Here is a 15,231-nt window from a genome sequence, read left to right as displayed (position 1 = left end):
AAAAATCCCTCCGACACCAGCACGCACCGGAGGTAAAATAACTGATCAGCCTAAAGGTGCTGCGCTCTGATAAGTTAATTTGCAGAGAGATAAGCAAATTCCCAGGTTGGGGGATATGGGGATTTGCTTTACTCGAATTGTAAGACGTATAGAAAGAGCAGTTGGATTCAGTCAGTGACAATCAATTCAAAATCAATAATTGTATCTATACCCAAGATTAAACGAATTAATCGTCTGACCGAGATTATCGAACCATCCTTCACCCAAGCCCAACTCTTTACGTTTTTTCTTTTTCTGATCACCGCCCAAACGCAGGGTAAAGGTTAGATCCAGCCCGTGACGACGCGCTGTACCAAGATTAAAACTTTGCCCCGCCTCAAACATAAGATCTTTAAATTGATAAGTTTTTTGATAGTAAGTATTGCTAGAGCCGCTTACCGGTAAAGATACATCCAATGAATCGACAATACCGTAATGCAATCCTACACGTGGCTGCCAGAACTTGTGCTGTGGACGTATGTGAAATTGCATCCCCACCGTAGGCGTTGAATTATTAAAACCCATACCAATATTCGCGGTAACCTGCTCTGCTACCCGGTAATCCGCGCGCAACCCCGCATCAAATCCGTAAAGCATGCCGCCACCAATACCGACCGATCCACGAGAGGTGTTTTGTTGATTTTCTTGCGCGTGAAGAGGAAGGCTTAAGAGCAATGGAAAAATAACCAGAGGTAATGCTTTCATCAAAATTCCTTTCGAGGTTTGTGGTCAAGTATTGAGGCACTAATTGTATCTTGAAACCAATACACCGATTAAGTGATCCAACAATTCCGCATCGGATTTTTCTTTCACCGAATTTTTTACCCGTGTGGAAGCTCGAATTGCATCGGTAAATTTTTTGAGTTTTGCTGAATCAACATCCAGACGAAAACTCCTTGAATTGATTAGTTATGAATGTTACTTATTAGATGCCTTAATCTAATAAGTTGCTCTTTATTTACTGAATCAAGAACTTCTTTTGTAAAAAGTTTTTCGTAGCTCTTTGGTTTGGTTGGCTCACCTGATAACAGTTGATGTAAACGCCTTTTACAATCCGCGGCTGATGCGTGTTCAGACACTTTATACCCTAAAACATCAAGTAACATCCCTTCCAAACATATAGGAGTTGAAACAATTAGCTCTATTTTATTCTTTCTAGCTTTATCTCTATCCTGCTGGCGAATGGCTACATCTTCATCTAATAAAATTGCCTTACGAGAATAATCAGCGTGATTATATTTTCGTATCGTCTCATCTATTATTTCTATTGGTGAGCCTCCACTCGCTGCGTCAATTTTAACAGCCTGATTATTTTCCCCATCATATAAAAATTTCATTTGCTGAAGAAAAGCTTTTTCATGAACGCCTTCACCAACAATTAGTAAAGTAGCGAGTTTAATTCTCCGCGTTTTTTTCATTTTACCGTCTCTTAACTAGATGTTAGGGACGGCACTTAACGCACCAGCCATATATTTTGCATACAGATTATCATCAGCACGTAAGCCAATTACATCATCCAAACGCCAAGACTCACTGCGTTGATTTTTCTTCTCAACTAAATAAACTTGATGTTTATTGAGCAAATTTAAAATTTCAGGTGTATGACAAGTAAATACAAGCTGCGCATTCTTAGGATTACTATGCTCAAACTTAAACAGATCGACAATGTAAGGCAATAAGTGCGGATGTAGATCATTGTCTATCTCGTCAATAACAGCAATACCGCCATTTTCCAATGCCGGCAAAATTCTATGCATTAGAACAAAGGCCGATTGAATACCACTAGACTCTTCAAAAAGGGGCAATTCAAAACTTTTTTCACCTGCTTTATGCACACCAAAAGGCAAATAAAATTTTGCATCAGCTCCATCACTATCTTTGGTTTCTATTTCATTAATAGTTACTGAATTAAGGCCAATATCAAATTCACATAGCAAACTTTCCAATTGTGATAGATAGTTTTTACTTTTATAAAAAAATTCCGCGCTGTTCAATAAATCAGAGTTATTAAAATGCTGCCGACCTGTGACATTTATGTTATGCGAATACTTTGAGAAATACTCAATAAACTGTCGCGCCTCAAGGACATCATAACTATTGGCAGCTGAAATAATGGATGCGTTACCGCGAATACCTTTGGCTTGTGTCTTTTTAAACGGAAAATTTTGTTGCTTATACTCATAAGTTGCTTTTTCATTATTCAAAATAAGATCGCGCACAAATAAATAACTAAAGTATTGTGTGTTTTTTTTATACAAAGACTCATGGACAACATAGTTGCGATTCGCCTCTAACACATATTTAAACTCATCATCTTTAATCCGAAATACCAATTCAAAACGAGTATTTTGATCAGACATTAGTGCATGTGGTTTAAAAGGTATTTTAGCGTCAGGCTCTATACCTAAAAATGAATCGCCAATAAACCAACTTAAAAAGGCCAACGGCTTGATTAACTGTGTTTTACCAGAACCATTAGAGCCTACAACCGCAATAACCTTATTAAGGCGGCGATCTGATGACAAGGCAATGTCAAAAGCCGAAATTGATGGTTTTTTACCCATCTCAAAACTGAGCAATGATTCTTCTGCGAAAGAGAAAAAGTTGGAAACACGCAACGAAATCAACATAATCTAACCAATAATCAACAAATTTATGTTGATTATTGGTTAGATTATGACTTTTTACAAGTTTAATTAAAGATACTGTGGGCTGCTACTCTATATCTACAATCTTTCCATAAAACCTAATTGCATAAAAAAGCGCAGCCTCTAAGCAGAGGCTGCGCTTTTTTATGAAACGGCTTACTTGCTTTCTAATTCAGGAGTTAGCTAACCGCCCCACTGCGATTCACACCATTAATCAATGCTTTCACCGCTGAGGTAATGATGTTGCGGTCTTGCCCCACACCGTACACCGGTTTGCCGTTTTTCACTTTGATTTCAACATAAGTTACTGCAGCCACATCCGAGCCTTCGCCCACAGAGTGTTCGTGGTAGTCAATTACACTCACTTCGCCATCGATAAACTGGCTGATCGCGTGAGCCGCAGCATCTATAGGGCCGTTGCCGCTGCCGCTGATTTGCACGGTTTTATCCTGATGTTGCGCGTGAATCACTATATCCACTTGATGGGTATCATCTTGCTCAGTGAATTTGCTGGACTGATAGGTAATGGGTGAATTCACCGCAAAATATTCATCGTTAAAAATGCGGGCAATGTCATTGGCTTTCACTTCTTTGCCGGTGCTATCACTGACTTTTTGCACCACACCGCTGAATTCAATTTGCAGACGACGGGGCAATTGCAAACCGGCTTCCTGCTGCAACAAGAAACTCACACCGCCTTTACCGGATTGGGCATTTACCCGCACCACCGCATCGTAACTGCGATTTAAATCCGCTGGGTCTATGGGCAAATAAGGCACTTCCCACAGGGCATCTTTTTTCTGTACCGCAAAACCTTTTTTGATCGCATCCTGATGGGAACCGGAAAACGCGGTAAAAACTAATTCACCGGCATAAGGGTGCCGTGGGTGCACGGGCAACTGGGTGCACTCTTCATGCAATTTGCGTATGCGGTCGATATCAGAAAAATCCAAACCCGGGTGAACACCTTGCGAATACAAGTTCATTGCCAAGGTCACCAAACACACATTACCGGTGCGCTCGCCATTGCCAAACAAACAACCTTCAATGCGATCGGCACCGGCCATTACTGCTAACTCTGCTGCGGCAACGGCAGTTCCGCGATCATTGTGCGGATGCACGCTGATGATGATGGAATCGCGGCGATTGATATTGCGATGAATCCACTCGATTTGATCCGCATAGGTGTTGGGTGTGTTCATCTCCACCGTAGCGGGCAAATTCAAAATCAATTTCTTTTGTGGCGATGGACTCCAAATATCCACCACCGCATCGCACACGTCTTTTACTAATTCAATTTCGGTAGAAGAAAACACTTCGGGGGAATATTGGAAAGTCCAATCCACTTCCGGCGCAGTTGCAGTTAATTCTTTGCACCATTTGGTGCCTTGGATCGCAATATTTTTTACCCCGGCTTCATCGGTGTTGTACACAATTTTGCGGAACGCTGGCGCCAGTGGATTGTACATGTGCAAGATCGCACGCTTGGCACCGCGCAAACTCTGCACAGTTTTTTCAATCAAGTCGTAGCGCGCTTGCACCAAGACTTCGATGGTCACATCGTCGGGAATTAAATTTTCTTCGATCAATTGGCGAGTGAAGTTGTAATCAATTTCACTCGCGGAAGGGAAACCAATTTCGATTTCTTTAAAACCAATCGCCACCAACTCTTTGAACATGCGCATTTTGGTGGCAACCGACATAGGGTCAATCAGTGCCTGATTGCCATCGCGCAGGTCAGTGCTCATCCAGATCGGCGGTTTTTCAATATGGTTGTTGGGCCATTGACGGTCGGGCAAGGACACGCCGACAAAACGCTGGTATTTACTGGATGGATTGGCAAGCATGATCGACTCCGAAATATTGTGTCTAAATTACAAAAGAAGTATGGAGAACCTCTGAATCATCCGCTGGGTAAACAATCACCCAGAGGTTCCCATGAGCTGTAGTAGTTCTTGTGGTTTTGGTTGATAAAACGCCCGATTTGGTCAGACAGCAGTGGGTATCGGCTGCCGATTCCCTGAAGTGCGATCACACGGGCGGGAACCCCTAACCGGCGCGGGTAGCGCACGGCTTCTATCAACATGGGCTTAGTATAGGCAGATAAGACTGGCAGATGATTGCGAAGCTTGTGTTAATATCACCAATAGAACAATATTATTGCTGTATTTTGTTAAATATTGATATTTAAAGCCAACTAGTTGAGATTTTATGGAACTGGATAAATATGACCGTTTGATTCTGGAGGCCTTGCAGCACAATGGCCGCATCTCCAATCAGGATCTGGCCGACAGCATCAGCCTCTCGCCCTCGCCCTGCTTGCGGCGGGTGCGCGCGCTGGAGGAAGCGGGTTTAATCGACGGCTACGTCGCCCTGCTCAACGCCCGTAAACTCGGGCTGACCCTCTTGTCGTTTATCCAAATCAGCATGGATAAACACACACCCGATCGCTTTGATCTATTTGAAAAAACCGTGGGGGCCTACCCTGAAGTATTGGAGTGCCACTTAATTACCGGCCAGTCGGCCGATTACTTGTTAAAAGTGATAGTAAAAGACATGGATGCCTACCAACAATTTTTGCTGCAAAAACTCACTCGTATAGAAGGGGTAAGCGGTGTGCATTCGTCGTTTGTATTGAAATCGCCGGTGGATAAAACGGCGCTACCGGTGGGATAAAATAATCCCCTGAAGTAAAGATTCAGGGGATTATTTTTAGGCGAAACAAATTAACCTTTTGATGCTACCGGACGGAAATAATTCGCCCAGGAGACAAAGGCTTGAGCGTTGCGGGTTTGGATCCAGACTTTGCCTTTGCCGCGGAAGCGACAGACAAAACCTTCGCCGGAGAAGAACAGGGATTTATAGCCGCCGACTTTGGTGATCTCGTATTCCATGCCCTCGGTGAAGGCGACTATGTTGCCGGTATCGACGACGTAATCATCTTCCACATTGATTTCAATAATCGCGCCGTAAGAGTTAAACCACAAATCACCTTTGCCGCTGGCGCGAATTAAAAAGAAACTCTCGCCGGAAAAAAATCCTTTCAACATGCCCTGCCATTTGGTTTCCAACTCCACACCCATAGTTGCGGCAACAAACGCAGAGTTTTGTAAAAACAATGTTTGGCCGTCAATATATTGGTGAATCAAATCGCCGGGGGTGCCGGGCGCTATGCCAATTTCACCCGCACCTTTTGCTGCTTTGAATTCGTTGAGAAATAAACTCTCACCGGTTAGGAAACGACCCAGGCCACCTTTTAATTTGGTTTTCATTTCCAAATGGGTGTCCATAGTCGCCATGGCCGAGGCTTCTACTTTTAAGGTTTCATTGGCTGGAATTTGCACCGTTAAAAAACCATAGTCGGGGCGGCCTTCTATTTTGTATTGCCAACCCTTAAAGGTTTCCGGCGTTTGTTCTGGTTGTGCTACGGATTTTTCTGGTGAAGCAACTGCTGCAGGTTTTGCTTGCGCTGCGGTTATTACCGGCTGGTCAATAACAGCGGTGGTTTCTACCAATGCAATGATGTCACACAAAAATCCAGCCTTTTCAATCGCCGCTTTAAATTTTTGTGCAGTGATTTCATCCACATTGTTTTTTACCGTGACCGGAAATGTCGCTAACATCTGTTGCGCTTTGTCAGCGGTGATTTTAAACAATTGGGCAAATTTTTCTGTCGCGCTCGATAAGTCTGCACCGGCTGCTAACTGGCCGTTCAGTTGTACTTTATATTTATTTTCCATAATGGCTCTCCTTAGGCTTTGCGCACACGCAAACTCGGGGTTAATGAACCGCCAAAACTTTTGGCGTTGTGCGATTGACACCAAACAGTGCCCTTGCCCTTAAATTTACACACCAGACCTTCGCCACCCAACATAGATTGCAACCAACTTTTACCCGCCTTGGTGATGGAAAAATCCAGGGTTTCGTTAAACGCAACTATATGGCCGGAATCCACTATGTATTCACCGTCCACTTCAATGGGATAAATAGCGCCGAAACTGGAGAGCACCACTGTGCCACGGCCTTTCAGGTTTAACCAAAAAACACTTTCACCGGACAGCAGCGATTTAAAACCCTGCCAGCCCATATCCATGTCGATATTGTCGTCACAGGCGAGAAAGGAACCGCTTTGCACAATCAGGTTTTCATTATCCAATTCCAGGCTGAGCATATCGCCCGCAAGATCGCTGCCCAACCAAATTTCACCGGCTTTGCCTTGCGGATCAAAATGGTTGAGAAAAAAAGATTCACCCGAGAGCATACGTTTGGCCGCTTTTAAAATACCGCCGGCATTTTTTTTGTGGGTAGTGGTGGTGATATTCATATGGCCGCTCATGGCGATCATGGCGCCCGCTTCGGCGGTGCAAGTCTCACCCGCTGCCAGCGTAATTTTGGCCGCGGTATTGCCCGGCTGATTTACCAATTCAACTTTCATAGCGGACTCCTTACCAGAATTTGGGATTCAACCAGCCAGTCAGGCCGGTGATGCTGCGCGATTGAATAACAATTTTGCCTTTGCCTTCCACCCGCGTAACCAAACCTTCGCCGCCGAAAAAGCTGGAAAAAATTCCACCCGCCAATTGCAGTTTTAATTTGATGCTTGGGTCATAGGCCACCAGATGGCTGGTATCGACAATATATTCGCCGTCGATTTCACGCTCTAATAAGGCGCCATAAGCGCCGTAAAATAAATCGCCGCTGCCGCTTATTTTTAAGCGAAACAAACCTTCGCGGGCGATAAAAGATACCAAACCAGCCCATTCCAAACTCAGCTTTACCTCTTCACTGCAAGCGACAAAAGCGCCAGGTTGCAGATAGATTTCGTCGTTATCCATTTTGCGATGACGAATTTCACCCGGTGTTCCCTGCACCAATGTCATACGACGCGGCTGGCTGGTATTGTTGGTGAAATGGTTGATAAAAAGGGATTCACCGCCGAGATATTTGCGCAGCAGGCCTTTAAAAAATCCGCCATTTAATTTCGCTGTTAAATCCAACTCGGCATCCATGCTCGACATGGCATCCGATTCGCTGATAATGGTTTCACCCGGCTGCAGCTCTACCTCAATATAGCTAAAGGCCTGTGAGCCTTTAAGTTCAGTTTTCATTCGATGTTTCTCCCTGTGTATTGGTAACAAATAGTTTTACCGCACTTTGTAGTTCCACAAATGCAGGTTCTAGATTTCGGTAGTGAATGGTTTGCGCATTGTCTTTAAGATTGTCTTGCGCAAGTTGTTCAAGCCGTTTGATGCGATCTTCATTAGCGGGATGGGTGGATAAAAATTTCAGCGCTTGTTTGGCCAGTTGCTGATTTTCCTCATCGAGTATTTTATCCATTTGCTTTTTTTCTTCCGCAATCATTTTTTCAAAAAAACTCGCCAAGCCTTTGGGATCAATTTCCGCTGCTTGCAAGAGCGCAAAACCTTTTACATCCGCTTCGGTTTCAAACCCGCGCGAATAGCTTTGATTTAATAAGAGTGGCGCAGCGCTGCTAAGCAGTGCCAATAAACCCGAGGTATCGCCAAATACCGCGCTGGCAATTAAATAAATACCACTCGCACCAATCATATTGCGCAAACCATGTTGCTGCTCTACGTGCTGGATTTCATGGGCTAACACACCGAGCAGTTCTTCGGCGGAATCGGCGCGCAAAATTAATTCCGAGTGAATCACTACCTGCCCGCCGGGCAGCGCAAATGCATTGAGGCTGCCATCATTAACAATTTTAAAATGGTACTGGTAGCGGCTCTGCGGTAAAGCGGCGGTAAGCGGTTCAACCAGTGGCTTCAGCAATTGCTCCGCTTTTTTGTCATCGAGCATTTGTTTGCCCAATTGGTATTGCGCTAGCGCCGAGTCGCCCAGTTTTTGCTCCCATTCCACTGGAATATTGGTGGCGATCAAACCGGTGAAAAAATCCATGCGCAAAATAATAACCAGCGGCACTGCCACAATCAGCGTCGCAACGGATGCCAAAATGCCCCAGCCCAGCATGCGTTTGTGGCGCGCACTGTTTAAGAGTTTGGAAACACCGGTGACACTATGTAAATGAGGATCTTTTAATACACTGCGATCGCTGGTGTAAAAACTCCAACCGCTTAACAGTGGATGCTCAAAATACACCAAGCGATTGCTGGCACCGCCGAGGCTGACTTGTAAACCATGAAGTGGCAAATGTAATTGCTGATCTCCAATCGTAAAATCAATTCCCGCTGAAGTGATACGCATGCTGCCGGAAGCCTTGCCCTTGGGCAGTTGGCTGTGAAAACCCATACAGTCATACTGGGTGTGAGTGAAATCTTGCACTGTGCTAATTCCTTTCCTTTATTGGACTTATGGCCCTTTATTGGATTTATGACCAAATTGGCGAGCAAATTGACCGGCTATGCTCAATGATTTCAGCCAACTACGCAAATAGTAATCGCACTGCCATTGTGCTTTACCCTCGCTTTACCATCGCTTTACCATCGCTTAAAACTTGTTCAATTTGCACATATCACCTATGATAAGTGCATAGTGAACATTTTTGATCTATTGGGGGAACCATGTCAGCCCTTGCACACCTTAGTCCAGATCCGGCCGCGGTACTCGCCAAAGCGGTGTTAAACGCCGCCGAGCAACTCGGGTTAAAGCAATCCGAGTTAGCTGGGGTATTGGGGATTCATCGCACTGCCGTCAGTCGCCTCAAACAAAACCCGGCGCTTGATCCTAAATCCAAACAGGGCGAGCTAGCGCTGTTATTGATTCGCATCGCCCGCGCACTCTTTGCGCTGACCGGTGGCGATAAAGAATGGATCAAACACTTTATGCGCAACCCCAATCAGGTCACGGGTGGTATTCCGGCCAAACAGATCGAGAGCATTCAAGGTTTGATGCAGGTATTAAACTTTGTCGATGCATTGCGCGGCAAAATCTGATGACTGAGGACAAGGCTTAATGATTTGGGAAACCTGCGAAGGAGCAGCGCAACTGCAACCCATTTCCGGCACCGCCTGGCGCTTGGTCGAAAGCCAGGAACAAATCGCCACGCTCGGATATGTCGATAGTCTCGAAGAGCAGGCGTTGCTGGAAGAATTGCTCGATTCAGTAAAACCCCCCTATCCCGCCCACAGCGACAGCTATCACTATCTGCTTAAAACGCCGTTTCGTTACCCGCCATTGAAATGGGGTTCGCGTTTTGGCCGCATCCATGAACCGGGGATTTTTTACGCAGGCTGCAATCCTAAAACTACGCTGGCTGAATCCGCTTATTATCGTTTTGTGTTTTGGTATTCGATGGCTGCCAGCCCAATCAAAAACACCATCACCTCGGCGCACACTTTATTTTGTGTGAACTATGCCAGTGACCATGGGGTGCGATTGGATACAGCTCCCTTTGATCAATTCCTTCATCAACTCACTCATCCACAAGATTATTCTTCTACTCAGCAACTAGGCAGCGACATGCGCGCGGCGAACGTCGAAGCGTTTGAATATCAATCGGCGCGGGACCCGGAAAAAAATCGCTGTGTAGGTTTATTTGTCCCTGCCGCACTCACGCAGAAGAAACCAGCGGATATGACCCAGTGGTTGTGCGAATTAAGTGCCACTGAAGTTGCCTTTAAGCAATTAGGACAAAAAGAGATTATCCGCTTCCCCTTGGATAATTTTTTAGTAGATGGCCGTATGCCCATGCCGGCTGCGTGAAACACAACTGACTAAACCCCGTAAAACCCGTATCATAGAAGTTATTGTATTTACTAGACGACTGGTCTACTATCAAGACAACACTACTTATGTCCGACAATACCAAAGACAAACTGATCGATGCTGCGGTGACCTTGTTTGCCGTTAAAGGGTTTAATAGTACCGGCATTGCCGAAATACTCGCTCAGGTTAAGGTGCCTAAAGGCTCCTTTTATCACTACTTCAAAAGTAAGGAAGACTTGGGGTTGGCGGTAATTGATCACTATGGGCATATATTGCGTGATGGGTTGGCAGCGTCTTTATCTACTAACTCAGGTTCGCCGCTGACCCGATTACATCAGTATTTCACTGGTGTTTTGGTCTACTTCGGGGAGCATTTTGGTCGCTGTAATTGCCTATTGGGCAACCTTGGGCAAGAACTGGCACTGCAATCCGATGCTATGCGTATGGCTATCTATCGCCACTACCAAGGTGTAGAAGCGCAGATTGCGGCTTGTTTGGAAGAGGCTAAACAGGCGGGGGAACTGGCGCCCACTGCCGATGCCCAGCTGTTGGCGCGCCAACTGTTTGCCGCTTGGGAAGGCTGTTTGATCCGCTCCAAACTGGAACAGAACACTCATCCATTGGAAGAACTATTAAAGCTTTATTTTGGCCAGCTGTTAAAACCCTGATGGCCTTAAGTGAAACCCGGAGCCGCAAGGCTCTTTTTTAGCACCACAAACTAGACGACCGGTCTACTTTTATCAACAAACCATGTTCTTAATGAAAGGAGTAATGAAGATGCAATGGCAACAAAAAACAGCCTTGGTCACTGGCGCCAATCGCGGGATCGGCTTGGCATTAGTGAAGGCATTGATCGCGCGCAAGGTAAAACGTATTTATCTGGGCGGCAGAGATTTAGCGGCGCTTGAACAAACTATTCAGGAGTTGGATGCTGCCAGCAGTGAGTTGGTTGCTATCCAATTGGATGTGACTTCCGCTGCCGATATCGCCCAAGCGAGTCGTTCACTTAGCGAGTTGGACATACTGATCAATAACGCTGGTATCGCCAATAGTTCCGGGTTTATTCAGGAGGAGAGTGGCGACATAGCGCAGTTGGAGATGGCTACCAATTATTTTGGCCCGGTCAATCTCACCCGCGCGCTTTTGCCACAATTGCAGCAGTCTTCGCAGGCGGCGATTATCAATATCAGCTCCATCGCAGGTATTGCCAATATGCCGCTGCTTGGGCCCTACTCTGCATCCAAAGCCGCACTTCACTCTTTTACTCAAGGGTTGCGCGCAGAACTGGCCAAGAGCGAAATTTTTGTTCAAGGTGTCTACCCTGGGCCGGTGGCAACACGCATGAGTGAAGGCTTTGAATTGTCCAAGGCACTGCCCGCTGAAGTTGCCGACATTATATTGACCGGTGTGGAGCAAAAAGAGGAAGACATATTCCCCGATGCCATGTCGGCGAATTGGTACAACACCTTTAAGACAAATCCGAAACAACTCGAACAGGAATACGCGGGCTGGTTGGGCTAGCGCTTTTGGTTAAAACGCAAAAAACGATATTACTAGGGAGTCACAACACGGAGGTTGGCTCCCTTTTTAATCACATCCAATTTGCGATTTTGATTGCTGATTTGCACCGAGTAATAAACCGGCGCACCCAGCGCAGCGCCCGTAATGCTCAATTGATAAGTGCCATTGGCCAGCGGGATTGCGTAGGCGCCGCTATTAAACGCCGCATAGGTTTTATTATTGGTGGTGATGTTGATACCACTCAAGCCTTCGCCTACATCGTAAAATTCGTTGTTATTTTTATCTTCGTAAATCACCCCGGTTAAAAAATAACTTGAACCGGAGCGGGCAAAATTTTGCGTGAGCATGGAGGATAAATAATTGCGTCCTTCCTGCATAAAATAACCCTGCAACTGCCCCACACCTAACTCACGAAAATTCGCATTGAGAATATTTACTCTGTGGCCGGGCGATTTAAATAAACCCTCGTGTTGTGAAACGGCATAACTGGTTAAATTAATACTGCTCCCAGTTGTGCCGCCCCAGGCAATATTCTCCCCGCTGGTCCAGCTACCGGTAAAACTGTAACCCACGGCTTGCATTCGCTCATGCGGTGTAGAATTGTTGCTACCGGTGTGTGAAAAAATATCAGCATCCAACATCCACTGCGAATGTAATCGCGAAGATTCAATCAATAATAAATTATGTGCAAGCGGTGGTTTGGGTGTGTTGGTGATTGCAGTGCCGGTGATACCATCATTCAAACCAATTCCCAAACGCGCGGCTTCAGCATCAGGATTGGCGCGCGCGCGATTAACCAATTCCACAACTAATACTTCTTGCGCATTAGGCTGTTTCGCCAGATCAATTACATTGGGCGTTGCACTGACTTCTGCGCTGGCAATGCTCTCCTGATTGCCATTGATTGCCGTCACCACAAAATAATAAGTCTGGCCATTGCGTAAATTATTAATCACACGCGGTGATGTTGCGTTATCCACACGGGTGCCATCAGCAAAACTGGCAATATTATTAATGAGAATATTTGCTTCAGATGCGTAATAGACACGATAGCCCGATGCACCCGCCACGCTATTCCAACTGAGTGTTACTGCTGCAGTTCCCGGTTGCGCGGCAATATTTTGTGGTGCTGCCAAAGATAATAGAGATGATGTCGATGATACTGCTGAAGAGAAAACGGCAGAAGATTGGCTGCTGGTCGCGTTACTGGAAGGTGTACTACTGGAAATGGTAAGGCTGCTGGCAGGAGAAGAATTGTTGGACGCTGGCGGAGTTGCTGCGCCACTCCCTGATCCACCTCCACAAGAAATCAATGCAGTGAGAGAAGTAAGCATCAATGCGTTGCGTAATGGTACTAAGTAGTTCATGGTGTAGTGAATCCAACTTGCCAATATTATGAAAAATACTAACAAGATTGGATTCACCGAACCGAGAATCCGCCCGCAACTCGCGGGGATAAAACCGGAGCTATCTACCGCATAGAACCCTTAGTCATAAAAGGCGCCGCTCTCCTAGGGCTATTCTCACATCATTGATGCTCGCATAACGCCGCTGCATCAGTCCGTTTTCGGCAAACTCCCAATTTTCATTGCCATAAGAGCGATACCATTGCCCTTCAGCATCGTGCCACTCGTACTCAAACCGTACCGCAATACGATTGTCGGTAAATGCCCAGAGCGTTTTTTTCAACCGATAGTCGAGTTCCTTTTGCCATTTTGCCCGCAGAAATTTCACGATCATCTCGCGACCCGAAAAAAATTGGTCGCGATTACGCCACTCGCTATCGACCGTATAGGCCATAGCAACTCGCTCTGGTTCGCGACTGTTCCAAGCATCTTCCGCAGCTTGCACTTTTTTCAGTGCAGTCTCCTGGGTAAATGGTGGAAGCGGCGGTTTGGGAAATACCGCCGTTAAATCAATTGTTGTAGATGAATTCATGGCAATACTACCAAGCCTTATAGGGCAAGAATTTTCCGTTAAGATTAATAATCACACGGTCGCCTTTGGGATTCTCTTCTTTGCCAATCTCCATTGAAAAATCAATCGCACTCATGATGCCATCGCCAAATTTTTCGTGAATAATTGCTTTAATGGTTGGGCCATAGACTCCGATCATTTCATACAGACGATAGATAAGAGGGTCTTGTGGAACCGCATCACCCCAAGTTTTGGTGGGGCATTCCATGAGTGCTAATTTCGCCGATTCGGGTAAATCAAACACTTTACACAGGGCCTCTGCTTTTTCTGCCGGTGCGCTGTTCATTCCTAAACACACGGAAGTGGTCCAGACCGGCGACATACCAATGCTGGCTGCCACGCCTTCCCAGGTCAGATTCATTTTTTGTTTAGCAATCACAATGGTTTCTACAACGTCTTGCTTTTTCATAGTGGTTTCCTCAGGCATTAACAAGGTGATTAATAGGTGTCGATTGCTCGACGGGTGTTTGGTCTATTGCGGTTTGATCCGGCGCTGATAATTTTTTAGTGTTTGGTTCGTTGACACTGAGCGGGTTCACACTAATTGGAAATTCTTCACTCGCTGTATTCTTAGAAAAGGTTTTTGAGCGCTTGACTAAGAATTCCACCAAATGATTGCGGATGGTGTAATAACCGGGGTGATGAATTATCTCTGCGCGCTTGCGTGGTTTGGGCAGATCGACAATCACCGATTCTGCAATCACCGCGCCCGGCCCATTGCTCATTAGTAAAATCCGATCGGACAATAAAATGGCTTCGTCTATGTCATGAGTAATCATAAAAACAGTTTGACGAGTTTCAGTGCAGATATTCACTAGCTCATCTTGAATCACACCGCGAGTTAAAGCATCCAATGCACCAAAGGGCTCATCGAGCAAAAGTAGTTTTGGTTGCGTGGCAAAGGCGCGGGCGATGGAAACTCGCTGGCGCATTCCGCCAGATAATTGTGCGGGCTTGCGCTGCTCAACACCTTGCAAACCCACCATGGTTAAATAGCGCAAACTGTGTGCGCGAACTTCTTCTTTACTCCACTGTGGCCAGCGGGCGCGCACACCAAACATCACGTTGTCGAGCGCGCTCAACCAAGGAAGTAAGGAATAATTTTGAAACACTACTCCGCGCTCCAAACTCGGGCCGCTCACTTCGCGGCCATCCATTATCACTACGCCTTCGGTGGGCACATCCAAACCGGCAAGCGTATTCATGATGGTGGATTTACCGCAGCCCGAATGGCCAATAATGCAGACAAACTCGCCTTTCTCTATGGTGAAATTGGCCTGCTCAAATACGGTGAGTGTTTCTTGCTTTGATGCAAAGCGTTTTGCCAGTTGTTGAACTTGTAAAAACGATTGGCTCATTC

17 protein-coding genes are annotated in these 15,231 nt (G+C 45.8%); 5 read left to right on the top strand and 12 right to left on the bottom strand.

Annotation, left to right across the window (positions count from 1 at the left end; all coding sequences use genetic code 11):
- Nucleotides 1-192: 192 nt before the first annotated feature.
- The 4 genes from AC2CG4_RS15675 to leuA all read right to left on the bottom strand — a co-directional run bounded on the left by AC2CG4_RS15675 (nt 193) and on the right by leuA (nt 4,534).
- Nucleotides 193-744 carry a hypothetical protein gene (locus AC2CG4_RS15675; RefSeq protein ID WP_484487163.1) on the bottom strand — a complete coding sequence of 184 codons (552 nt, stop codon included), beginning with the start codon at nt 742-744 and terminating at the stop codon, nt 193-195.
- A gap of 200 nt (nt 745-944) precedes the next feature.
- Nucleotides 945-1,457 carry a hypothetical protein gene (locus AC2CG4_RS15670; protein WP_484487162.1) on the bottom strand — a complete coding sequence of 171 codons (513 nt, stop codon included), beginning with the start codon at nt 1,455-1,457 and terminating at the stop codon, nt 945-947.
- A 15-nt stretch (nt 1,458-1,472) separates the two neighbouring features.
- A complete protein-coding gene (locus AC2CG4_RS15665; RefSeq protein WP_484487161.1) occupies nt 1,473-2,669 on the bottom strand; it encodes an AAA family ATPase in 1,197 nt (398 codons plus the stop codon).
- 197 nt (nt 2,670-2,866) lie between these two features.
- Entirely contained in the window at nt 2,867-4,534 is a 1,668-nt protein-coding gene (leuA, locus tag AC2CG4_RS15660) for a 2-isopropylmalate synthase (protein ID WP_484487160.1), read from the bottom strand.
- A gap of 364 nt (nt 4,535-4,898) precedes the next feature.
- On the opposite strand from leuA, the gene AC2CG4_RS15655 reads away from it, so the two are divergent.
- Nucleotides 4,899-5,363 (top strand): Lrp/AsnC family transcriptional regulator, encoded by a 465-nt coding sequence (locus AC2CG4_RS15655; RefSeq protein WP_484487159.1) that lies wholly within the window; start codon nt 4,899-4,901, stop codon nt 5,361-5,363.
- Nucleotides 5,364-5,413: 50 nt separating this feature from the next.
- On the opposite strand, the gene AC2CG4_RS15650 is transcribed toward AC2CG4_RS15655, so the two are convergent.
- From AC2CG4_RS15650 to AC2CG4_RS15635, 4 genes are read right to left on the bottom strand one after another with little or no spacing between them, the layout of a single operon-like run.
- Complete coding sequence (locus tag AC2CG4_RS15650; protein WP_484487158.1) at nt 5,414-6,427, bottom strand: TIGR00266 family protein; 1,014 nt, start codon at nt 6,425-6,427, stop codon at nt 5,414-5,416.
- Between the two features lie 11 nt (nt 6,428-6,438).
- A complete protein-coding gene (locus AC2CG4_RS15645) occupies nt 6,439-7,122 on the bottom strand; it encodes a TIGR00266 family protein (protein ID WP_484487157.1) in 684 nt (227 codons plus the stop codon).
- A 10-nt stretch (nt 7,123-7,132) separates the two neighbouring features.
- Nucleotides 7,133-7,795, bottom strand: a complete 663-nt coding sequence (locus tag AC2CG4_RS15640) for a TIGR00266 family protein (protein WP_484487156.1) — start codon at nt 7,793-7,795, stop codon at nt 7,133-7,135.
- Complete coding sequence (locus AC2CG4_RS15635) at nt 7,785-8,990, bottom strand: M48 family metallopeptidase (protein ID WP_484487155.1); 1,206 nt, start codon at nt 8,988-8,990, stop codon at nt 7,785-7,787. Before AC2CG4_RS15635 ends, AC2CG4_RS15640 begins: the two co-directional genes overlap by 11 nt.
- A 239-nt stretch (nt 8,991-9,229) precedes the next feature.
- Here AC2CG4_RS15635 and AC2CG4_RS15630 point away from each other — a divergent pair, with 239 nt between their 5' ends.
- From AC2CG4_RS15630 to AC2CG4_RS15615, 4 genes are all read left to right on the top strand, one after another.
- The gene (locus AC2CG4_RS15630) at nt 9,230-9,601 is read left to right on the top strand and encodes an MbcA/ParS/Xre antitoxin family protein (protein WP_484487154.1); all 372 of its coding nucleotides are present in this window, start codon (nt 9,230-9,232) and stop codon (nt 9,599-9,601) included.
- 19 nt (nt 9,602-9,620) lie between these two features.
- Nucleotides 9,621-10,370 carry an RES family NAD+ phosphorylase gene (locus AC2CG4_RS15625; protein WP_484487153.1) on the top strand — a complete coding sequence of 250 codons (750 nt, stop codon included), beginning with the start codon at nt 9,621-9,623 and terminating at the stop codon, nt 10,368-10,370.
- Nucleotides 10,371-10,459: 89 nt separating this feature from the next.
- Nucleotides 10,460-11,041 carry a TetR/AcrR family transcriptional regulator gene (locus AC2CG4_RS15620; RefSeq protein WP_484487152.1) on the top strand — a complete coding sequence of 194 codons (582 nt, stop codon included), beginning with the start codon at nt 10,460-10,462 and terminating at the stop codon, nt 11,039-11,041.
- Between the two features lie 109 nt (nt 11,042-11,150).
- On the top strand, nt 11,151-11,894 hold the full coding sequence (locus AC2CG4_RS15615) for an SDR family NAD(P)-dependent oxidoreductase (RefSeq protein ID WP_484487151.1): 744 nt from the start codon (nt 11,151-11,153) through the stop codon (nt 11,892-11,894).
- Nucleotides 11,895-11,926: 32 nt separating this feature from the next.
- On the opposite strand, the gene AC2CG4_RS15610 is transcribed toward AC2CG4_RS15615, so the two are convergent.
- From AC2CG4_RS15610 to AC2CG4_RS15595, 4 genes are all read right to left on the bottom strand, one after another.
- Nucleotides 11,927-13,261: a CAP domain-containing protein gene (locus AC2CG4_RS15610; RefSeq protein WP_484487150.1), complete on the bottom strand. Its 1,335-nt coding sequence runs from the start codon at nt 13,259-13,261 to the stop codon at nt 11,927-11,929.
- A gap of 124 nt (nt 13,262-13,385) precedes the next feature.
- On the bottom strand, nt 13,386-13,832 hold the full coding sequence (locus tag AC2CG4_RS15605) for a nuclear transport factor 2 family protein (RefSeq protein WP_484487149.1): 447 nt from the start codon (nt 13,830-13,832) through the stop codon (nt 13,386-13,388).
- A gap of 7 nt (nt 13,833-13,839) precedes the next feature.
- Nucleotides 13,840-14,280, bottom strand: coding sequence for a cyanase (gene cynS, locus AC2CG4_RS15600; RefSeq protein ID WP_484487148.1), 441 nt, complete (start codon nt 14,278-14,280; stop codon nt 13,840-13,842).
- A gap of 10 nt (nt 14,281-14,290) precedes the next feature.
- A complete protein-coding gene (locus tag AC2CG4_RS15595) occupies nt 14,291-15,229 on the bottom strand; it encodes an ABC transporter ATP-binding protein (protein WP_484487147.1) in 939 nt (312 codons plus the stop codon).
- Nucleotides 15,230-15,231 lie beyond the last annotated feature (2 nt).

The sequence above is a fragment of the Cellvibrio sp. ATLC23 genome (assembly GCF_057196725.1).
The sequence above is the reverse complement of the archived record's forward strand: the minus strand, read 5'-3'. Positions and strand labels throughout refer to the sequence as shown.